Origin of the sequence: Streptomyces sp. NPDC048001 (assembly GCF_043203115.1) — a bacterium.
In the GTDB taxonomy this organism is placed as follows: domain Bacteria; phylum Actinomycetota; class Actinomycetes; order Streptomycetales; family Streptomycetaceae; genus Streptomyces; species Streptomyces sanyensis.
In genome coordinates this window covers 60072-81101 of sequence record NZ_JBIDBN010000002.1, presented here as the reverse complement: position 1 = coordinate 81101, position 21030 = coordinate 60072, and the positions used below count along the sequence as shown (strand labels likewise).

Annotated in this window: 17 protein-coding genes; 8 read left to right on the top strand and 9 right to left on the bottom strand. The window is 73.7% G+C overall.

Annotation, left to right across the window (positions count from 1 at the left end; genetic code table 11):
- Positions 1-11: 11 nt before the first annotated feature.
- Genes ACGF15_RS04675 through ACGF15_RS04660 form a run of 4 tightly spaced genes read right to left on the bottom strand, consistent with a single transcriptional unit; the run spans position 12 to position 4765 of the window.
- The gene (locus tag ACGF15_RS04675; RefSeq protein ID WP_376426274.1) at positions 12-725 is read right to left on the bottom strand and encodes an ATP/GTP-binding protein; all 714 of its coding nucleotides are present in this window, start codon (positions 723-725) and stop codon (positions 12-14) included.
- Positions 706-1119 carry a DUF742 domain-containing protein gene (locus ACGF15_RS04670; RefSeq protein ID WP_345613038.1) on the bottom strand — a complete coding sequence of 138 codons (414 nt, stop codon included), beginning with the start codon at positions 1117-1119 and terminating at the stop codon, positions 706-708. Before ACGF15_RS04670 ends, ACGF15_RS04675 begins: the two co-directional genes overlap by 20 nt.
- Positions 1116-1604: a roadblock/LC7 domain-containing protein gene (locus tag ACGF15_RS04665; protein WP_345613036.1), complete on the bottom strand. Its 489-nt coding sequence runs from the start codon at positions 1602-1604 to the stop codon at positions 1116-1118. Before ACGF15_RS04665 ends, ACGF15_RS04670 begins: the two co-directional genes overlap by 4 nt.
- Entirely contained in the window at positions 1601-4765 is a 3165-nt protein-coding gene (locus tag ACGF15_RS04660; RefSeq protein ID WP_392796914.1) for a nitrate- and nitrite sensing domain-containing protein, read from the bottom strand. Before ACGF15_RS04660 ends, ACGF15_RS04665 begins: the two co-directional genes overlap by 4 nt.
- 367 nt (positions 4766-5132) lie before the next feature.
- Here ACGF15_RS04660 and ACGF15_RS04655 point away from each other — a divergent pair, with 367 nt between their 5' ends.
- Entirely contained in the window at positions 5133-5924 is a 792-nt protein-coding gene (locus ACGF15_RS04655; protein ID WP_392796913.1) for a protein phosphatase 2C domain-containing protein, read from the top strand.
- 18 nt (positions 5925-5942) lie between these two features.
- Here the strand turns inward: ACGF15_RS04655 and ACGF15_RS04650 are convergent, their stop codons facing one another.
- From ACGF15_RS04650 to ACGF15_RS04635, 4 genes are all read right to left on the bottom strand, one after another.
- Entirely contained in the window at positions 5943-6425 is a 483-nt protein-coding gene (locus ACGF15_RS04650) for a MarR family transcriptional regulator (protein ID WP_345613267.1), read from the bottom strand.
- A 192-nt stretch (positions 6426-6617) separates the two neighbouring features.
- Positions 6618-7415 (bottom strand): pentapeptide repeat-containing protein, encoded by a 798-nt coding sequence (locus ACGF15_RS04645; protein ID WP_362606123.1) that lies wholly within the window; start codon positions 7413-7415, stop codon positions 6618-6620.
- Positions 7416-7501: 86 nt separating this feature from the next.
- On the bottom strand, positions 7502-9931 hold the full coding sequence (gene lon, locus ACGF15_RS04640) for an endopeptidase La (protein WP_392796912.1): 2430 nt from the start codon (positions 9929-9931) through the stop codon (positions 7502-7504).
- A 268-nt stretch (positions 9932-10199) separates the two neighbouring features.
- A complete protein-coding gene (locus tag ACGF15_RS04635) occupies positions 10200-10865 on the bottom strand; it encodes an MSMEG_1061 family FMN-dependent PPOX-type flavoprotein (RefSeq protein WP_392796911.1) in 666 nt (221 codons plus the stop codon).
- A 434-nt stretch (positions 10866-11299) separates the two neighbouring features.
- Here ACGF15_RS04635 and ACGF15_RS04630 point away from each other — a divergent pair, with 434 nt between their 5' ends.
- Entirely contained in the window at positions 11300-11692 is a 393-nt protein-coding gene (locus ACGF15_RS04630) for a hypothetical protein (RefSeq protein ID WP_345613022.1), read from the top strand.
- A 54-nt stretch (positions 11693-11746) separates the two neighbouring features.
- On the opposite strand, the gene ACGF15_RS04625 is transcribed toward ACGF15_RS04630, so the two are convergent.
- Entirely contained in the window at positions 11747-12700 is a 954-nt protein-coding gene (locus tag ACGF15_RS04625) for a GlxA family transcriptional regulator (RefSeq protein WP_392796910.1), read from the bottom strand.
- Between the two features lie 186 nt (positions 12701-12886).
- Here ACGF15_RS04625 and ACGF15_RS04620 point away from each other — a divergent pair, with 186 nt between their 5' ends.
- From ACGF15_RS04620 to ACGF15_RS04595, 6 genes are all read left to right on the top strand, one after another.
- Positions 12887-13291: a cupin domain-containing protein gene (locus ACGF15_RS04620; protein ID WP_345613018.1), complete on the top strand. Its 405-nt coding sequence runs from the start codon at positions 12887-12889 to the stop codon at positions 13289-13291.
- Positions 13292-13474: 183 nt separating this feature from the next.
- On the top strand, positions 13475-14122 hold the full coding sequence (locus tag ACGF15_RS04615) for a GNAT family N-acetyltransferase (RefSeq protein WP_345613016.1): 648 nt from the start codon (positions 13475-13477) through the stop codon (positions 14120-14122).
- Between the two features lie 225 nt (positions 14123-14347).
- Positions 14348-15046: a spermidine synthase gene (locus tag ACGF15_RS04610; protein WP_345613014.1), complete on the top strand. Its 699-nt coding sequence runs from the start codon at positions 14348-14350 to the stop codon at positions 15044-15046.
- A gap of 102 nt (positions 15047-15148) precedes the next feature.
- The gene (locus tag ACGF15_RS04605) at positions 15149-15886 is read left to right on the top strand and encodes a response regulator transcription factor (protein WP_256523041.1); all 738 of its coding nucleotides are present in this window, start codon (positions 15149-15151) and stop codon (positions 15884-15886) included.
- A complete protein-coding gene (locus ACGF15_RS04600) occupies positions 15883-16974 on the top strand; it encodes a HAMP domain-containing sensor histidine kinase (RefSeq protein ID WP_345613011.1) in 1092 nt (363 codons plus the stop codon). Before ACGF15_RS04605 ends, ACGF15_RS04600 begins: the two co-directional genes overlap by 4 nt.
- 269 nt (positions 16975-17243) lie before the next feature.
- Positions 17244-21005: a multifunctional oxoglutarate decarboxylase/oxoglutarate dehydrogenase thiamine pyrophosphate-binding subunit/dihydrolipoyllysine-residue succinyltransferase subunit gene (locus tag ACGF15_RS04595; protein WP_345613009.1), complete on the top strand. Its 3762-nt coding sequence runs from the start codon at positions 17244-17246 to the stop codon at positions 21003-21005.
- Positions 21006-21030: the final 25 nt, after the last annotated feature.

Here is a 21030-nt window from a genome sequence, read left to right as displayed (position 1 = left end):
GGTTCGGGAGGCTATTCGGGGGTGGCTTCGAGGGCGTGGCCGACGAGCGCCAGGAGCGCCTCGACGACCGCCGCCCTGTCGCGTGCGTCCATGATCACCACGGGGACGCGGGACGGGACCGTCAGGGCCTCCCGTACGTCCTCGGCCTCGTAGGCGGGTGTCCCCTCGAAGTGGTTGACGGCCACCACGTACGGCAGTCCGCAGCTCTCGAAGTAGTCGAGCGCGGGGAAGCAGTCGGGCAGCCGCCGGGTGTCCGCGAGAACGACCGCCCCGATGGCCCCGCGCACCAGGTCGTCCCACATGAACCAGAAGCGCTGCTGCCCGGGGGTGCCGAAGACGTAGAGCACCAGGTCGTCGTCGAGGGTGATCCGGCCGAAGTCCATGGCCACGGTGGTGGTGACCTTGTCCGGGGTGGCCGACAGGTCGTCGGTCTCCTCGCTGGCCCGGGTCATCAGGGCCTCGGTCCGGAGCGGGGTGATCTCCGAGACGGCGCCGACGAAGGTGGTCTTGCCGACGCCGAAGCCGCCCGCCACCACGACCTTCACCGCCGTGGGGGCGCGGGTGGTGTCGAGCTGCCAGGCCTGGAGTTCCTCGTCGGGCTCCGGCACGGGCGCGGCCGCTCCGCCGGGGTGCTCCCGGGCCGCGCCGGGCGCGGGTGGGGTGGCGGCGGGGCCGGAGTCGCCCTGCGGGCGGGCGGGGAGCGTGTCAGAGGCGGCGGAGTCCACTCAGCACCCTTTCGAGCAGTGCGCGGTCGGGCTGGCCGGTGCCGTGACCGGTGCCGTACACACGGATCTTTCCCTGGTCGGCGAGGTCGCTCAGCAGCACCCGGACGACACCCAGCGGGATCTTCAGCAGCGCCGAGATCTCGGCGACGGTGCGCATCCGGCGGCACAGCTCGACGATGGCACGGAGTTCGGGCATCACCCGGGCGGCGAGGGTGGGGCCGCCCCTCGGCTCCCGCCGCTCCGCGGGCGCGTCGAGTGCGGCGACGAAGGTCTCCACCAGCAGGACGTGGCCGAAGCGGGTGCGCCCGCCGGTCAGCGAGTAGGGGCGCACACGTGCGGGGCGGCGGCCCTGGCCGCGCACGGGCAGCTTCGGGGACGAGGCGGCGGCGCTCACCGCGGGCTCTCCAGCGACTTGCGCAGCTCGCTGCGGACCTCGGGGGTGAGCACATGGCCGGCGCGGCCGACGAACAGCCCCATGTGGTAGGCGACGACGCTCATGTCGCTGTCCGGCGCGGCGTGGACGCCGAGCAGGGAGCCGTCGCTGACGGACATCACCAGGACGCTGCAGTCCTCCATGGTGATCATGGTCTGCTTGACGCCGCCGCCGTCCATCAGCCCGGCGGCGCCGACGGTGAGGCTGCCGATGCCGGAGACGATGGTGGCGAGGTCGGCGCTGGAACCGCGGGGGCTCTGCGGGCGGGGGGCGGGGCCGTCCGCCGCAGCGTCCTTAGGGGCGGTGTCGGAGGAGAGCAGCAGCAGACCGTCGGACGACACGACGGCGACCGAGCGGACTCCTGGCACCTCCTCCACCAGATTGCCCAACAACCACTGCAGATTGCGGGCTTCGCTGCTCAGCCCGAAAGTGCCGGTCGCAGTCACCTGCGTGCCTCCTCGACTGTGTCCCCCGCTTCGGTACCCGTCTCCCCCGCGTCCCGGCCGCGCGGTGCGGGCGATGCCTCGGCGGCACCGGCCGGTGCGCCCTCGGGCGCACCGGTGATCTCGGCCTCGGCATCGCGCCGGCCGTCCCGTGCGCCCCGCTGGAATCCGCCCAGGCGGCGGCGCAGCGCCTCGGCGTCCACCGCGCCCGTGCGCTCGGCCGGTCCGGAGGGCTGGCCGACGATCCTCGGGGTCCGCTTGGGCAGTCCCTTGTCCGTCACGCGGTCCCAGCCGCCGGGGGCCTCCTGGTGCGGGTCCTCGGACGCGGTGCCGGTCTCTGTGCCGGACTCGGCGCCCGACGCCGGGGCCGGTCCGGGCGCCGTGCCCGGGGGCTCGGGGGCGGGGTCTGCGGGGTCCGGGGTCAGCTCCGGGGCGGCCGGGTGCGGGGCGTCTTCCGGGTGCCGGGCGGCGCCGGGGGCCGGGAGGTCGCCGTCCGCCGAGGGACCGGGCTCAGGCGGCTGCGGGGGCAGTCGCATGGCGAAGGTCTCCTGGTCGACCGCGGCCCCGGTCACCGGGCCGGCCCCGTCGGGGGTCCGCTCGTGGGTCTCGCGCTCCCCCTCGGCCCCGGCGTCGCCGATCGCGCGCTCGGCCGCCGCCACGAAGGGGTCGGCCTGCGGCAGTTCCTCGCCGAGGGGGTCGGCGCCCTGCTCGTGCGCCCGCCCGGCCGGGGCCGGGGCCTCGGTCTCCGGAAGCGTCTGCGCCGCGGCGGCGAGCGGCGCGGCCGGGTCCCTGAGGGCGTCCTCGGGGCGCTCGCTCCCGGTGGGGCCGCCGTCCTCCTCCTCGGCGCCGGTTGTGGCCTCGGCGGGCGGCGCGGGCAGGCGGCGGTGGGCGGCCGGCAGCACGTTGGAGTTGGCCTCCGCCACCGATCCCGGCAGGCTCAGGGCCTGCCCCTCCCCCGCTCCGGGCGCCGGCTGCGCGGGCGGTGCCTGCGGCAGCAGCCCCTCGGGCACGACGACCACGGCGGTGATGCCGCCCTGCTTGTGCTCCCTCAGCTGCACCCGCACACCGTGGCGGGCCGCGAGCAGCCCCGCGACGCGCAGGCCGAGCCCCTCGGCGTCCCGGCCGGCCGGAGGCTGCTGCGCGGGATCCGCCAGCAGGGCGTTGACCTCCGCGATCCGCTCCGCGGTCATGCCGATGCCCGCGTCCTGGACGGAGAGCATCACCTCGCCGCTCTCCAGCAGCCAGCCCTCCATCTCGACCTGCGCGTCCGGCGGGGAGAAGGCGGTGGCGTTCTCCAGCAGCTCGGCGACCAGGTGGCTGAGGTCGTCCGCGGCGAAGCCCGCGACCTGCGCGTGCGGCGGCAGGGACCGGATGACGACCCGGTCGTAGCGCTCGATCTCGCTGACGGCTGCGCGCAGCACGTCCACCAGCGGAACCGGCCCCACATGGCCCTGCCCGTGCTCGGCGCCGGCGAGGACCAGCAGGTTCTCGCTGTGGCGGCGCATCACCGTGGCCATGTGGTCGATCGTGAAGAGGGTGGCGAGGCGCTCCGGGTCCTGCTCCTTGTCCTCCAGCTTCTCGATGACGGCGAGTTGCCGCTCCACCAGGCCGAGGCTGCGCAGGGACAGGTTGACGAAGGTGTGGTGGACGGTGTGGCGCAGCCGCTCCACCTCGGCGGTCAGCTCCTCGGTCCGCTCGCCGAGCTCTGCGCGGGCGGCCGCGAGCTCCCCGCTGAGCGCCTCCCGGGAGCCCACCAGGTCGCTGTGGTCGCTGTCCAGGCGGCCCACCCGGGTCCCGAGGTCCCCCAGCCGCCCGTGCAGCGTGTTGAGCGAGCGAACGACCTGCGCGAACTCGTCGTTGCGCCCGGTGAAGCGGACGGGCTCCCCGTGGTCGGGTTCGGCGGCCAGCCGGGCCGCGCCGAGCCGGAGCACCGCGAGCGGCCGGGTGAGCGAGCGCGAGACCGCGGCGAGCACGCCCACCGCCGCCAGGAGCAGCCCGGCGGCCAGGGCGACCCGCAGTTCCAGCGCCGTGACGTCGTCGTCGCGCAGCTGCTCGAAGGCCGCGATGCGGTCGCTGGCCAGCGTCGTCTCGGCGCCCCGCATCTGCTCGATACGGGCCGTGAGGGCGGCCTGCAGCGCGGTCGCGTCGGTCGTGCGCTCCTTGGCGGAGAGCGCGGGCTGGTCGGTCAGGCGGGCGAGGTACCCCTCGGCGCTCTTGACCTCGGCGCCGGACACGGTGGCGGCCACCTTGTCGCGGACCTGCGGCCCTGCCGCCTGGTCGAAGTCGGCGAGCGCGGCGAGTTCGCGCACCCGGGCCTGCTGCGCGGTGGCGCTGAGCGCGTCGCGGGTGCGGGCCGCCTCCCCGGTCTCCTCGCCCTCGCTCTCGACGGGGAGGCCGGTGACGGGGTCGAAGACGGTCTGCGCCGGGGGCCGGGGCACGGCCAGCGCGGCCACCAGCAGCCCGCGCGCGGCGGAGGCCTGCTCGACGGCGCGTCCGAGGGCCGCCGGGGCGCGGGTCGCGTCCGCGGCGCGGGGCGGTGTCCGCTCGGCCAGGTCGTCGGCGAGCGCCTGGAGCCCGTCGACGACGGAGGTGTAGGCGCGGTGGGCGTCCAGGGGGGTGCTCTTGCCGCCGAGCGCGGTACGGCGCAGGGAGGGCACCGAGGCGAGGTCGCGCCGCAGGTCGGGGTGGTCGTCGCCGAGCTCCGCGCGGATCTCGTCGATCTGCCGGTCGACGCGTGCGGCGAGCGGGCCGGAGAGGCTGCGGGGCGCCGCGTCGTCGCCGTCCTCGCCGTCCTCCTCGTCCGGCCCGGCGCTGCCGTCCTCCGGGGAGGCCGCCACCCGGGAGGCGAGGTAGGCCACGACCTCGTCGCGCTCGTCGGAGAGCGAGTGGGCGAGGGTGACGGCCTGCCGGTCGAGCGAGGCGAGGTCGACCAGGCGCTGGGACTCGGTCAGGTCGGCGGAGGCGGCGAGGATGCCGGGGGCCCCGGCACCGGCCACGACCGCGGCCACGACGGCGACCGCGACGACGAGCCTGCGACGCACGCGGACGGGGCGTCCGCCGGGGGTCGGGTCCTCCCGGGAGGGAAGACCGGTGGCATCGGCCGGGGACTCCGCACCGTCCGACGTGGCGCTGCCGCCCTTGCCCCGAGGCCGCTTCTTCTGCACCGGTGCTCGCAATCCTGCTCGACTCGTCCACCCATGAAGCAGAGATGACGACCGGTTCACGCGCGAGAGCCCCACCCCTGGTACGGCTACCGACCTTCGCAGCGCCTTCCGGAGGGAGGCGCGCTTCGGCCGCTCCGCCACCCGAACGAGTGAACAACATGGCGGAGTTGGGGAACAACTTGCCCGGGCATGCCGGGGCGGGGCGTACGGCGTGCCGGGCTGGACCTGGGGCCCCGGCTTTGGCAGGATGCCCGCCCGCACCTCCGGCCCGGGCCGGTCAGCCCGGGGCGCCCGGCCTGACCAGGCGGTACGGAGGCGTCCGCGGCCCGTTCGGGGGGCGGGTGAAGGAGTCGTGCAGACTGGGCCCATGCGCATCGACGCCGCCACCGCCCCCGGCACCTCCGGACACCCCAACGAGGACTGGGTGTCGGCGGCGCTTCCCGTTCAGGGCCAGGGTGGATCACTTCTCGTCCTCGACGGGGTGACGCCCCCGCGGGACGGCGGCGGTTGTGTGCACGGTGTGCCCTGGTTCACGGCCCGGCTCGGCGGTGCGCTGGTCGAGCTGTGCGGTTCACGGCCCGAGCTGACCCTGCGGGCGATCCTCGCCCGCTCCATCCGGCGCACCGCGGACGCCCACCGCCAAACCTGTGACCTTTCTCACGTCCGCACGCCTCAGGCGACGGTCGCCCTGGCGCGCTGGGGCGCCCCGGACGGCGAGCTGGAGTACCTGGTGCTCTCCGACTCGGTGCTGCTGCTGCAGTCGCCGGAGGGCTCGGTCGAGCCGGTCCTGGACGACCGGCTCGACCGGCTGCCCCGCGAGGCGCTGCGCAGCCAGGCCTCGGCGGACGCGCTGCGCAACGCCGAGGGGGGCTTCTTCACGGCCGCGGCCGACCCGGCGGTGGCGGAGCGGGCCGTGGCGGGCAGCGTGCCCCGCGAGCGGGTCCGGGCGCTGGCCGCGCTCACCGACGGGGCCGCCCGCTGGGTGCAGACGTTCGCCGAGGGCGACTGGACGGCGTGCATGAAGCTGCTCCGCACGGAGGGCGCGCAAGGGCTGATCGACCGGGTGCGGGCACGGGAGTCCGCGGCGGCCGCCGCGGACTCCGGGGCGCCGCGGTGGAAGCTCCACGACGACGCCACGGCGGTGCTGGCGGAGTTCTGAGCCGCCGCGCAGGCGTGCTCAGTCCTCGGCCCCGGCGTTCAGCTGGTGCAGCAGCCGCGCCAGTTCGGCCACCTCGCCGCGGTCCCAGCCCGCGAGCTTGCTGCGGTACCGCGCACGCCGGGCGTCGCGCACGTGCCGGAAGCGGACCATGCCCTCACGGGTGAGCCGCACCAGCGAGGCGCGGCCGTCGGCGGGGTCCGGGGTCCGGGCCACCAGTCCCAGGTCCTCCAGGGCCCGCAGCTGCCGGCTCATCGTCGCCTTGCCGACGCCGAAGTACCCGGCGAGTTCGGTGGCGCGCTGCTCGCCGGCCTCCTCCAGGCGGACCAGCAGACCGTAGGCGGCGGGCTCCAGTTCGGGGTGCACCTGCCGGGCCATCTCGCCGGACGACGCCCGCGCGCGCCGGAGGAAGACCGTCAGCTCCCTTTCGAGAGCGAGGAACTCACGATCCACACCACTTCTCCCGTCCGGTCCGGCGGTGTCCGCCGCACCGCCCTCGCACATCTCAGCACCCATGGCACGCTTCCCGGTCCCGAAAGTCTCCAGCAGCGGCCGGCATGTCCGCAGCTCGGCCAGTATTTCGCAGGTCCGGGCCGGGAGCGGGGCGGACGCCCGGCCCGCCCCCGGCGGTCCGGTGTGCGCGGACGCCCGCGGGCGCGGGGCGCCGCCGGGGCGCATCCTCCTCGGTGCGGCCCGTCAGGACCAGTGCGGAGGGCGGAGGAGGCCGTCCGGCAGCCGGGTGGCGGCGTCTCCCCGGGCCGCGTTCAGCTGGGGCTGGGTCAGGAACAGCGCCCCCGTCAGGTCGGCACCGGCCAGCCCGGCGTCCCTCAGGTCGGCGCCGAGCAGGTCGGCCTGCCGGAGGTCGGCTCCCGCGAGGTCGGCGGCGATGAGGCAGGCCCCGCGCAGACTGACGCCACGCAGGGACGCCCCCCGCAGCCGGGCCCCCATGAGGTCGGCGCCCCGGCGGTCCCTCCGGCGGCCGCGGACCGCCGCGCGTGCCAGCTCGCTCGCCCGCCCGAGGAGCGGGCCCACCTCCCGGCGCCGGGCGTCCACGTCCACCTGCACCAGCGCCGGGGGCGCCAGGCGGGTCAGCGCCTCGATGCCGGAGCGGTGCTCCGCCAGCACCGGCCGTAGGGCGGCGGCCGCGGGCATGCCCTCGGCCTCCTGAAGGTGGCGCAGGAGTTCGTGCAGCTGCCGCACCACGGGGAAGACGGCGAACATCTCGGAGGCCGTCGCCGGGGCCTCGCGCCAGTCGGTCCCGCCGTAGAGGACCTGCGAGACGTGCTGGCCCGCGCCGAAGCAGTCGTAGACGGTGCAGCCGCGATAGCCGCTCTCGCGCAGCCGGGCGTGGATGCCGCAGGAGAAGTCGGCCCGCAGGTTGCCGCACGGGGTGCCCGCGGCCTTGTCGGCGGCGAAGTCGGCGGAGGCGGAGAACGGCAGGGCCGCGCAGCACAGCCCGAAGCACTGCGAGCAGTCGGCCTTCAGGGAGGTCATCCCGTCATTCTGCCCCTGCCGGCGGTGCCCGGGCCCCGCCGGCGCCCTCGCCGCCGGGCCCGGGCGGGCCGCCGCACCGCCCCGCGTCAGGCCGCCGCGGTGACCGGTGCCTCGGCCGGGGCGAGGGCGAGGGCGAGCACCTGGCGGACGTCGCTGACCGGGTGGACGTCCAGCGTGCGGAGGATCTCCTCCGGGACGTCGTCCAGGTCCGGCTCGTTCCGCTTGGGGATCACCACCGTGGTGATGCCCGCCCGGTGGGCGGCCAGCAGCTTCTGCTTGACGCCTCCGACGGGCAGCACCCTGCCGGTCAGCGAGACCTCTCCCGTCATCGCCACGTCGGTGCGCACCAGGCGGCCGGAGAGCAGCGAGGCCAGGGCCGTGGTCATGGTGACGCCGGCGCTCGGGCCGTCCTTGGGCACCGCCCCCGCGGGGAAGTGGATGTGCACGCCCCGGTCCTTGAGGTCGGCGACGGGCAGCTCCAGCTCGGCCCCGTGCGAACGCAGGAAGCTCAGTGCGATCTGCGCGGACTCCTTCATCACGTCGCCCAGCTGGCCGGTCAGCGTCAGCCCGGCCGCGCCCGTCTCCGGGTCGGCGAGCGACGCCTCGACGAAGAGCACGTCGCCTCCGGCTCCGGTGACGGCCAGCCCCGTCGCCACGCCGGGCACGGCGGTGCGCCGCTCGGCGGGGTCCTGCGCGGACTCCGGGACGTGGTGGGGCCGGCCGATCAGGGCCCGCAGTTCGCCGTCGGTGACGGTGAACGGCAGCTTCCGGTCGCCGAGTTCGCTCTGCGCGGCGATCCTGCGCAGCAGCCGCGCCACGGAGCGCTCCAGGTTCCGCACGCCCGCCTCCCGGGTGTACTCCCCCGCCAGGCGGCGCAGTGCGCTCTCGTCCACGGTGACCTCGCCGGGCTCCAGTCCGGCCCGCTCCAGCTGCCTGGGGACCAGGTGGTCCCGGGCGATGACGACCTTCTCGTCCTCGGTGTAGCCGTCGAGGCGCACCAGTTCCATCCTGTCCAGCAGCGCCTCCGGGATGGCCTCCAGGACGTTCGCGGTCGCCAGGAAGACCACGTCGCTGAGGTCGAGTTCCACTTCCAGGTAGTGGTCGCGGAAGGTGTGGTTCTGGGCCGGGTCCAGCACTTCGAGGAGGGCCGCCGCGGGGTCGCCCCGGAAGTCGGAGCCCAGCTTGTCGATCTCGTCGAGCAGCACGACCGGGTTCATCGAACCGGCCTCCTTGACGGCGCGGACGATGCGCCCGGGCTGGGCGCCGACATAGGTGCGGCGGTGGCCCCGGATCTCGGCCTCGTCGCGCACTCCGCCGAGCGCGACCCGGACGAACGAGCGCCCCATGGCGTGGGCGACCGATTCGCCGAGCGAGGTCTTTCCGACGCCCGGCGGGCCCACCAGCGCGAGCACGGCACCGCCGCGGCGGCCGCCGACGACCCCCAGGCCGCGGTCGACGCGGCGCTTGCGCACCGCGAGGTACTCGGTGATCCGCTCCTTGACGTCCGTCAGGCCCGCGTGCTCGGCGTCCAGCACCCGCTGGGCGCCCGGGATGTCGTAGGCGTCCTCGGTCCGCGCGTTCCAGGGCAGTTCGAGGACGGTGTCCAGCCAGGTGCGGATCCAGGAGCCCTCGGGGGACTGGTCGCTGGCCCGCTCCAGCTTCTCGACCTCCTTCAGCGCCGCCTCGCGGACCTTCTCCGGCAGTTCGGCGGCCTCGACGCGGGCGCGGTAGTCGTCCGACTCCTCCCCCTCGGACTCGCCGTTGAGTTCGCGCAGCTCCTTGCGCACCGCGTCCAGCTGGCGGCGGAGCAGGAACTCGCGCTGCTGCTTGTCCACGCCCTCCTGGACGTCCTTGGCGATCGCCTCGGCGACCTCCTGCTCGGCCAGGTGCTCGCGCAGCTGCTCGGTGGCGAGGCGGAGGCGTGCGACGGGGTCGGCGGTCTCCAGCAGCGCGATCTTCTGTGCGGTGGTCAGGAACGGCGAGTAGCCGGCGTTGTCCGCGAGCTGCGAGACGTCCTCGATCTGCTGCACCCGGTCGACGACCTGCCACGCCCCGCGGCGCTTCAGCCAGTCGGTGGCGAGTGCCTTGTACTCCTTGGCCAGCTCGGCGACCTGCCCGGGAAGCGGCCCGTCACCGGAGGCCGCCCCCGGTCCGGCCTCCTCGACGGCCGTGCCCTCGACCCACAGGGCGGCGCCCGGCCCGGTGGTCCCCGCTCCGATGCGGACCCGGCCGACCCCGCGGATCAGGGCGCCCGGGTCGCCGTCGGACAGCCGTCCGACCTGCTCGACGGTCCCCAGGACGCCGGTCGCGGCGTAGGTGCCGTCGACCCGGGGAACGAGCAGCACCTTCGGCTTGTTGCCGGAGGAGCGCACCGCGGCCTGCGCCGCCTCGACCGCGGCCCGCACATCGGTGTCGGACAGGTCGAGTGGGACGACCATCCCCGGCAGGACGACCTCGTCGTCGAGGGGCAGGACGGGCAGCGTGAGCGGTGTACGGGCCGTGGAATCGGCAGCCATGATCTCCCCTTAGGCAGGCAAGTTGAGCTGTACCGACTCAATGCATGTGAGCCTCGGGATGTTCCCCTGCTCTGTTCGCTCTCAGCGATCGGAGGGCCCGTGTCCGATGCGGGGGACCCTGCACCGTCCGCACCAAGGCTGCATGCGACTGCCCATCGGCCTGCGTGACCTTGCATCGAGTGCCCGGTCGGCCGGTGACGGGTCGCGCGCGGGATCAGGTCGCACAAGGGCCGGCGCCACCCGGGAAGGACCCGCGCGTGGCCCGAGGTCACTCGTAGCGCAGGCGCAGTGACTCCCGTTCGGCCTCCTCGATCTGGTCGACGGTCAGGCCCGGCAGGTTCAGCTGGGCCAGCGTCACCTCTGCACTGGTCGGCTGGGCGTCAGCAGGCAACCACCGATCCGGTTTCCAGGCGTTGCCGCGCATCAGCGACTTCGGGCAGTGCGGATAGACCTGCTCGACCTGCACCACGATCGCCGTGACCGGCTGCTTTCCGACCGGAGTGAGTCGGGCGAGCAACTCCGGACGCGCCGAGACACAGGCACGGCCATTGACGCGCAGCGTGTCGGGGCGGCCGGGGACGAGGAAGAGCAGACCGACGCGTCCGGTCTGCAGCACGTTGTGCATGGTGTCGAGCCGCTTGTTGCCGGTCGCGTCGGGGATCGCCAAGGTTCTCTCGTCCAGCACCGAGACGAACCCGGCCGGACCGCCACGCGGCGTCACGTCCGCCCGGCCCTCGGCGTCCGCACTGCCGATGAACACCAGCGAGGAACAGCCGATCAGCGCCCGGGCCTCCTCGGTCAGCCGGTCGTTCTCCTTGCGGAGCGAGGTCGGGTTCGGCTGCGAGTAGAGCTCGCGCAGGTGGTCCGGGCTGGTGAGGGCGTCCGCCCGGAGGGACTCGAAGAGCAACCCGGCGGCCCCAGTGTCGATCATCATACGGACGACCCTAGAAGGCGACCGCGACAGTGCGCCGGGGCAGAGCGTGATCTCGCCCGCGGGAGGCCGACCCCACCCGGGCCGAACCCCGCGGCAGTCCACCTACCGTTTCCCCACCTGGAAGGTTCACATGAGCTGGGACGTTCTCCTCCTCCGCCTGCCCGACGGCATCGCCTCGGTGCAGGACATAGCCGAGCCTCGGTCCGCAACGCAGAGTCGGCCTGCACAGATCCGGGCCGGCCGGACCAGCTCTTCCTTCACTCCGCAGCTCAGCGCCCCGTCACGATGCACCAAGCGACGCGACCGGGCGCCCGCCACACCTCCCCGAGCCGGATCGAGCCCGCGCAGGTGCCGCGGAGCCGGGGCGCCGCTGCAGCGCGCCGGGGCCCTGTGATGAACTGACGTTCCATCATCGCCACACACGAGGGGGAGACTTGAGCGACGAGATATCGGACGGGCAGGCGCCGGGCAGCGCGGCGAGCGCACCGGCGCACACCGTCCAGGACCCCCGGGAGGCGCGCCGCGTCGGCAGGCGGGCGCTGCTGTGGTCGGCCGTGGCCGTGGCGGCCTGGGTGTGGTTCGCCTACCTGATGGTCACCGACTACGCCTCGCCGTCCGGTGGGGACATGTGCCGCGGCCCCCTGATCGACCCCGCGTACACGGAGTACGAGCGGTGCCGTGACTCCCTTCGCCAGTGGCCCGCACTGCTGGGCGTCCTCGCACTGGCGGTCGTCACCAGCACGGTCGCGGCGGCGACCCTGGTGTACTCGAGAGTCCTCTACCGCCTGGCGCGCCGTGACGGGCACGTCATGTGGCCGCGGGACTGAGAGGCCGGCGGGCGGGCCCTCCGGCGAACCGGCGGGCCCGCGTCCGTGCGTGCCCTACCGCCCCTCGGAGGCGGGCTGCGGGCCGAAGCGGCGGCGGTAGTCGCTCGGGGAGAGGCCCGTCTCCCGGCGCATCAGCACCCGCAGGCGGGCCGCGCTGCCGAAGCCGCTGCGCCGGGCCACCACCTCGACACCGGTCTCCCCGCGTTCGATCAGCCGGCAGGCGAGGGCCAGCCGCTCCGCGGTCAGCCAGGCCAGCGGCGTGGTCCCGAGCTGGGCGCGGAACCGGCGGTGCAGGGTGGCGGGGCTGACCTTCGCCCGGGCGGCGAGGTCGGAGACGGTCATCGGCGCGTCCAGCCGGGCCTGCACCCACGCCAGCACGGGGGCGAGGGACTCGTCGGGGGCGTCGGGGACGGGCCGCTCGACGAACTGGCGCTGCCCGCCGTCGCGGTGGGCGGCGAAGACGAGCCGGCGGCTGACCGCGCCCGCGACCTCGCTGCCGTGGTCGCGGCGCACGATGTAGAGCCCCAGGTCCAGCGCGGCGGCGCTGCCCGCCGCCGTCAGGATGTCGCCGTCGTCGACGAAGAGCACGTCGGCTTCGAGCCGCACGGCGGGGAAGCGGGCGCGGAAGTCCTCCGCCCACTGCCAGTGGGCGGTGGCCCGGCGTCCGTCCAGCACCCCCGCCTCGGCCAGGGTGAACGCCCCGCTGCACAGGCCGACCAGGCGTGCTCCGCGGCGGTGCGCCCGCCGGACGGCGTCCAGCACGTCGGGGCGGCGGGGCACGGCGACGTCGGGCCGGTTGGGGACGACGAGGGTGTCCGCCGTCTCCGCGGCCTCCAGACCGGCGACCCCCGTAAGGGTGAAGAATCCGTCCCGCATGAGCGTCCGGGGCTCGGCGGCGCAGAGGCGGAAGTCGTACAGCTCGCGTCCGAGTTCCGGGCGGCGCAGCCCGAAGACCTCGGTGGTGCAGCCCAGCTCGAAGGGGTTGGAGTTCTCGTCCACGAGGACCACGACCCGGTGCAGACCGGAGGGCGGCGCACCCGCGCCCTCGCCACGGGCCGTGGCGGGGACCCCCGGGGATCCCCGGGTCCGGCCGGCGACCGGCGGAGGGGCGGTGGCGGGTGAGTGAGAGGATCCGGGCGACATATGCCATTCCTAGCACTCGTTCTCCCCCGGCGGGCCGGGAACGATGGGGCCATGGACACACCCCTCTCCCTCGAAGCCGCCCTGGCCTCCTTCCAGGCCCTGTGGAGCCCGCGCGTGGTCACCCGCGTCAACGACTACGACGTACGGATCGCCAAGGTGCACGGCGAGCACCTGTGGCACACCCACGAGGACACGGACGAGTTCTTCCTGGTCCTGGACGGCACGCTGCACATCGGCCTGCGCGAGCCGGCGGGCGAGCGCACGGTCCGGCTCGACCGCGGCGAGGTCTTCACCGTGCCGCGCGGCACGGAGCACCGGCCCTACGCCCCGGTCCCGACGTCGATCCTGATGTTCGAGCCGACCGGCACCGTCTCGGTCGGGGACCGGCACGAGGCGATCCCCGACCATGTCGACGCGACCACGGGCCACCCCCTGGAGCCTCCGGCCGGACCGTGAGGAGCGGCCCGCACCCCGGGGTCGGCACCCGCGGTGCGGGCTGGGGCGTACGCCGGGGCGACGGGTGACCGGGATCACCCGGGCACGGTGTCGTCAGGAGCGGCCGGACACGGTCTAATGATCCACGTCGGTAATAGTCACGCACCGCATGAGTCACTTACTTCTCGTGGATCGGGAGCACCTGTGTCCCTCGGCAGCACCTCCTCCCTCGTCGAGGCATGGGTCCGCGGCTGGGCCGTCTCGCGCGGCGCGGCCGAGCCCGCGGCCCGCCCCTGGGGCTTCACCGTGGACGTCGGGCAGGCCCTCCAGGCGACCCGGCACGTGCTCACCGCCACCGACGAGGCCACCGTGCGCGAGGTGGCCGCCGCGACGGCCGCCCCGACCGTCTGGCTCAAGGTCTTCGCCGACCCGGCGCCGGTGCGCCGGTGGGCGGGGCCCGAGTGGCGCGAGGACGGCCCGGGCTGGCTCATGAGCTCCCCCCTGCGACACGGCCCCCGCCCCGGCGTCCCCGAGGGCTACGCGCTGCGCAGCTGGCGGCGCGGCGGCGTGACCCGTGTGCTGGTGACCGCCCGCGACGGCTCCTTCGCCGCCCGCGGCCAGGTCGCCCCGACGGGCGGCACGGCCGTCGTCGACCGGATCGAGACGTCCGCGGCGCACCGTCGCCGCGGGCTCGGCCGGCTGGTGGTGCACGCACTGTGCGAGGACGCCCTCGCCCAAGGCGCCACCACCGGGGTGCTGGGGGGCACGCCGGACGGGCGGGCGCTCTACGAGGCGCTGGGCTGGCGGGCGGAGGCTCCGCTGGTCAGCCTCCGTCATGCCGCCACGGACTGATCAGCCTCCCCATGCCGGCACGGACTGAGCAGCCTCCGCCATGCCGCCACGGACTGGACCGGGCCCCGCGGGAGCCGCCGGTGGCAGCCCGCCCGCGGGCACCGGCCCGGCGCCGTGAGCCGCCGCCCCGCGGTTTGGCCGCCCCGCGGATGACCGGCCAGGATGGGGGAAGGCTCCCCGCAGCCCGACGCGCCACCGCCGCACCAGCCACCGGAGGTCCCCGCCATGCCGCTCCCCGCCGCCCCCGGCGCACCCGTCGTCCTGGAGCGGCGCGAGGGCCCCCACGGCGAGGTGGTGCTGCGTCGGCGCGGGGAGGGGGCCGAGGCCGTCCACGAGATCATCGCCAACGGGTGCTTCCTGATGGACACCTCCGACGGCCGCTCCGAGCGGCTGCTCGTCGACGCCGCCCACGGCGCCCTGCAGACGGGCAACGTCGCCCCCAGCGTGCTGATCGGCGGACTCGGCGTGGGGTTCTCCTTCGCCCACGCCGCCGCGGGTTCCGACTGGCGGCGGATCGTGGTGGTCGAGCGGGAGCAGGCGATCGTCGACTGGCACCGCTCGGGGCCGCTGGCCGCCGTCTCCGGCGAGGCCCTCGGGGATCCGCGCAGCGTGATCCTGCGCACGGACCTGGTCGCGTACCTGCGCACCACCGCCGACCGCTTCGACGCCCTGTGCCTGGACATCGACAACGGTCCGGACTGGACGGTCACCGAGGACAACTCGGCGCTGTACTCGCCCTCCGGTCTGGCCAGCTGCCGCCGGGTGCTGAGGCCCGGCGGCGTGCTCGCGGTGTGGTCGGCGAAGCCGTCCGCCCCGTTCGAGGAAGCACTGCGGAATGCCGGATTCACCGCGGTACGGACGGAAGAGATCACGGTTGCCCGGGGCGTTCCGGACGTGGTCCACCTCGCTGTTAGCCCTGCGTAGCCGTCGACGCGCGGATGCCCGTACGCTGCTGTGCACACGGGCCCCGGAGCCCGTCACCAACACCATGTCCAGGACGCAGGAAACGGGCCAAGAGGCGGGGCGATGGAGCAGACACACACGAGCCACAGCGGCGTGGCGGCGACGCCGGGCGCCCAGCGGCGGGTGCTCGTCGTCGAGGACGACGCGACGATCGTGGACGCCATCGCCGCCAGACTCCGGGCCGAGGGCTTCCTGGTCCAGACGGCGCTCGACGGCCCCGCCGCCGTGGAGGCGGCGGAGTCCTGGCAGCCGGACCTGATGGTGCTGGACGTGATGCTGCCCGGCTTCGACGGCCTGGAGGTCTGCCGCCGGGTGCAGGCGCAGCGGCCGGTGCCGGTGCTCATGCTCACCGCGCGTGACGACGAGACCGACATGCTGGTGGGCCTCGGGGTCGGCGCCGACGACTACATGACCAAGCCGTTCTCCATGCGCGAGCTCGCCGCCCGGGTGCACGTCCTGCTGCGGAGGGTGGAGCGGGCGGCCCTGGCCGCGGTGACGCCGCGCAGCGGGATCCTGCGGCTCGGGGAGCTGGAGATCGACCACGCGCAGCGCCGGGTGCGCGTACGGGCCGAGGACGTCCATCTGACCCCCACCGAGTTCGACCTGCTGGTGTGCCTGGCCGGCACGCCCCGGGCGGTGCTCTCACGGGAGCAGCTGCTCGCGGAGGTGTGGGACTGGGCCGACGCCTCCGGCACCCGCACCGTGGACAGCCACATCAAGGCGCTGCGGCGGAAGATCGGCGCGGAGCGCATCCGTACGGTGCACGGGGTCGGCTACGCCCTGGAGACGCCGGTTTCATGAGCCCGCGCCCGCGCGGCCGGCTGGGGTTCGGCACCCTCACGATCTCGATCAAGACGAAGCTGAGCACCCTCGTCGTCGTCTCGGTCCTGATCACCACCGGTCTGATGCTGATGGCCTTCCACAGCAAGACCGAGGTGCGGTTCATCACGATCTTCACGATGATCGCCACGCTGCTGATCACCCAGTTCGTGGCGCACGGGCTGACCGCGCCGCTGGACGAGATGAACCGGGTGGCCCGGGGCATCTCGCACGGCGACTACACACGCCGGGTGCGGGGCGCGGACCGGCGCGACGAGCTGGGCGACCTCGCCGTCACGATCAACCGCATGGCCGACGACCTGGAGGCCGTGGACCGCCACCGCAAGGAGCTGGTGGCGAACGTCTCGCACGAGCTGCGCACCCCGATCGCCGCCCTGCGCGCGGTGCTGGAGAACGTGGTCGACGGGGTCTCCGCGGCCGACCCGGAGACCATGCGCACGGCGCTGACCCAGACCGAGCGGCTGGGCCGGCTGGTGGAGACGCTGCTGGACCTGTCCCGTCTGGACAACGGGGTGCTGCCGCTGCGGCCCCGCCGCTTCGAGGTGTGGCCGTACCTGTCCGGGGTGCTGAGGGAGGCCAACCTCGCCTCCTCGCAGCGGGGGCCGGCCTCCGGTTCGGGCCGCCACACCCGCACCGACGTGCATCTGCACCTGGACGTGTCCCCGCCGGAGCTGACCGCGCACGCGGACGCGGAGCGGCTGCACCAGGTCGTGGCCAACCTCATCGACAACGCCGTGCGGCACTCGCCCCCGCACGGCCGGGTGACGGTGCGGGCCCGGCGCGGCTTCGGGCACGAGTCGCTGGAGCTGGAGGTGCTGGACGAGGGGCCGGGCATCCCGGAGCAGGAGCGGCACAAGGTCTTCGAGCGCTTCAACCGGGGACAGACCGCCTCCCCGCACGGTCCGGGCAGCGACGGCGGCACGGGGCTGGGGCTGGCGATCGCCCGCTGGGCGGTGGATCTGCACGGCGGCCGGATCGGCGTGGCCGAATCTGCACGAGGCTGCCGCATACGCGTCACCCTTCCGGGCATTCCCGCACCCCGGGGTTGACGTAGGGTTCGAACCGGAAGGCCTTGCCCCGCGTACCAGGGGGCGAGGCGGGAAGAAGGCTACAGGCCACGAGGGCCGCGGTCGTGAGGCCGCGTACCCTCGCCTGTGCAGAACCGGATGTGTTTCCCGCCATTCACAACCCCGAAACCCGACTTTCGGTGTGACTTGCGCGACGATGCGCCGCCCGGTCTGCACCTCCCGGCCAGGGAGGCGTAGCCTTTATTTCCGCTGTCCATCACCTTGTGAAGCGGAAGAGGGCGGTTCTCGCCGTGTCGTCTCAGTCCCCCAGTAACTCGAGCCTCCAGGCCGACCAAGGCGCCCAGGGTCAGAGCCCTGCCGCCGCCTTCGGTGCCAACGAGTGGCTCGTCGACGAGATCTACCAGCAGTACCTCCAGGACCCCAATTCGGTCGATCGTGCCTGGTGGGACTTCTTCGCCGACTACAAGCCGGGAGCCGGCGCGGCGGACAAGGACAAGGCGGCCGGCACCGCCACGGCCCCCACCCCGGCCCCCGCTGCGCCCGCCGCGCAGCCGGCGGCGGCTCCCGCACAGGCCGCCGCCCCCGCGCCCGCCCGCCCCGCGGCCGCCCCGGCCGCTCCCGCGAAGGCCCCCGCTCCCGCGCCGAAGGCCGCACCGGCGAAGAAGCCGGCCGCGGAGGCGCCCGAGGGCACCGAGTTCGTGACGCTGCGCGGGCCGTCGGCCGCCGTGGCGAGGAACATGAACGCCTCGCTGGAGCTGCCCACGGCCACCTCCGTGCGCGCGGTGCCGGTGAAGCTCCTCTTCGACAACCGCATCGTCATCAACAACCACCTCAAGCGGGCCCGGGGCGGGAAGATCTCCTTCACCCACCTCATCGGCTACGCCATGGTGCAGGCCATCAAGGCCATGCCGTCGATGAACTGGAGCTACGCGGAGAAGGACGGCAAGCCGACGCTGGTCAAGCCCGACCACGTCAACTTCGGCCTCGCCATCGACCTGGTGAAGCCCAACGGCGACCGCCAGCTCGTCGTCGCGGGCATCAAGAAGGCCGAGACGCTGAACTTCTTCGAGTTCTGGCAGGCCTACGAGGACATCGTCCGCCGCGCCCGCAACAACAAGCTGACGATGGACGACTTCACCGGCGTCACCGTCTCGCTGACCAACCCCGGCGGCCTGGGCACCGTCCACTCGGTGCCCCGCCTGATGCCCGGTCAGTCGGTCATCATGGGCGTCGGCTCGATGGACTACCCCGCCGAGTTCCAGGGCACCTCCCAGGACACCCTGAACAAGCTGGGCATCTCGAAGGTGATGACCCTCACCTCGACCTACGACCACCGCGTCATCCAGGGCGCCGCGTCGGGCGAGTTCCTGCGGATCGTGGCCAACCTCCTGCTGGGCGAGGACGGCTTCTACGACGACGTCTTCGAGTCGCTGCGGATCCCCTACGAGCCGGTCCGCTGGCTCAAGGACATCGACGCCTCGCACGACGACGACGTCACCAAGGCCGCCCGTGTCTTCGAGCTGATCCACTCCTACCGGGTGCGCGGCCACGTCATGGCCGACACCGACCCGCTGGAGTACCGCCAGCGCAAGCACCCCGACCTGGACATCACCGAGCACGGGCTCACGCTGTGGGACCTGGAGCGCGAGTTCGCCGTCGGCGGCTTCGCCGGCAAGTCGATGATGAAGCTGCGCGACATCCTCGGCGTGCTGCGGGAGTCGTACTGCCGCACCACCGGCATCGAGTTCATGCACATCCAGGACCCGAAGCAGCGCAAGTGGCTGCAGGACCGGGTGGAGCGCCCGCACACCAAGCCGGAGCGCGAGGAGCAGTTGCGCATCCTGCGCCGGCTGAACGCCGCCGAGGCCTTCGAGACCTTCCTGCAGACCAAGTACGTCGGCCAGAAGCGCTTCTCCCTGGAGGGCGGCGAGTCGGTCATCCCGCTGCTCGACGCGGTCATCGACTCCGCGGCCGAGTCGCGCCTGGACGAGGTCGTCATCGGCATGGCCCACCGCGGCCGTCTGAACGTGCTCGCCAACATCGTGGGCAAGTCCTACGCGCAGATCTTCCGCGAGTTCGAGGGCAACCTCGACCCGAAGTCGATGCACGGCTCCGGCGACGTGAAGTACCACCTGGGCGCCGAGGGCACCTTCACGGGCCTGGACGGCGAGCAGATCAAGGTCTCGCTGGTCGCCAACCCCTCCCACCTGGAGGCCGTCGACCCGGTCCTGGAGGGCGTCTCCCGCGCCAAGCAGGACATCATCAACAAGGGCGGCACCGACTTCACCGTGCTGCCGATCGCGCTGCACGGCGACGCGGCCTTCGCCGGCCAGGGCGTGGTGGCCGAGACGCTCAACATGTCGCAGCTGCGCGGGTACCGCACCGGCGGCACGGTCCACGTCATCATCAACAACCAGGTCGGCTTCACCGCCGCCCCGGAGTCCTCGCGCTCGTCGATGTACGCCACCGACGTGGCCCGCATGATCGAGGCGCCGATCTTCCACGTGAACGGCGACGACCCCGAGGCCGTGGTCCGCGTGGCGCGGCTGGCCTTCGAGTTCCGCCAGGCGTTCAACAAGGACGTCGTGATCGACCTCATCTGCTACCGCCGCCGCGGTCACAACGAGGGCGACAACCCGCAGTTCACCAACCCGCAGATGTACAACCTGATCGACAAGAAGCGCTCGGTGCGCAAGCTGTACACCGAGTCGCTGATCGGCCGGGGCGACATCACCCTGGAAGAGGCGGAGCAGGCGCTCCAGGACTTCCAGGGCCAGCTGGAGAAGGTGTTCGCGGAGGTCCGCGAGGCCACCAGCCACCCGGCACCGACGCACGTCCCGGACGCGGAGCCCGAGTTCCCGGTCTCGGTGACCACGGGTGTCTCCCAGGAGGTCGTCAAGAGGATCGCCGCCTCCCAGGTCAACATCCCCGACGGGATCACCGTCCACCCGCGCCTGCTCCCGCAGCTCCAGCGCCGCGCCGCCTCCGTGGAGGACGGCACCATCGACTGGGGCATGGGCGAGACGCTGGCCATCGGCTCGCTGCTGATGGAGGGCACCCCGGTCCGCCTGTCGGGCCAGGACACCCGCCGCGGCACCTTCGGGCAGCGCCACGCGGTCCTGGTCGACCAGGAGACGGGCGAGGACTACACCCCGCTGCTCTACCTGACCGAGGACCAGGCCCGCTACAACGTCTACGACTCGCTGCTGAGCGAGTACGCGGCCATGGGCTTCGAGTACGGCTACTCGCTGGCCCGCCCGAACGCGCTGGTCATGTGGGAGGCGCAGTTCGGCGACTTCGTCAACGGCGCGCAGACGGTCGTCGACGAGTTCATCTCCTCGGCCGAGCAGAAGTGGGGCCAGCACTCCGGTGTCACCCTGCTGCTCCCGCACGGCTACGAGGGCCAGGGGCCGGACCACAGCTCGGCCCGCCCCGAGCGCTTCCTCCAGCTGTGCGCGCAGAACAACATGACGGTCGCCATGCCGTCGCTGCCGTCGAACTACTTCCACCTGCTGCGCTGGCAGGTGCACAACCCGCACCACAAGCCGCTGATCGTCTTCACCCCGAAGTCGATGCTGCGCCTGAAGGCCGCGGCCTCGAAGGCGGAGGAGTTCACCACGGGCGGCTTCCGCCCGGTCATCGGCGACGACAGCGTCGAGGCGAGCGCGGTCCGCAAGGTCGTCTTCACCTCCGGCAAGTTCTACTACGACCTCGACGCGGAGCGGAGGAAGCGCGGCGCCACGGACACCGCGATCATCCGCCTGGAGCGCCTGTACCCGCTGCCGGGTGCCGAGCTCCAGGCCGAGATCGCGAAGTTCCCGAACGCCGAGAAGTACCTGTGGGCCCAGGAGGAGCCGGCGAACCAGGGTGCCTGGCCGTTCATCGCGCTCAACCTGATCGACCACCTGGACCTGGCCGTCGGTGCGGACATCCCGGGCGCCGAGCGTCTGCGCCGCATCTCGCGCCCGCACGGCTCCTCGCCGGCCGTGGGCTCGAAGAAGCGCCACGAGCAGGAGCAGGAGCAGCTGGTCAACGAGGTGTTCGACGCCTGATCGGACACGGTCGCGCCGGATCCGA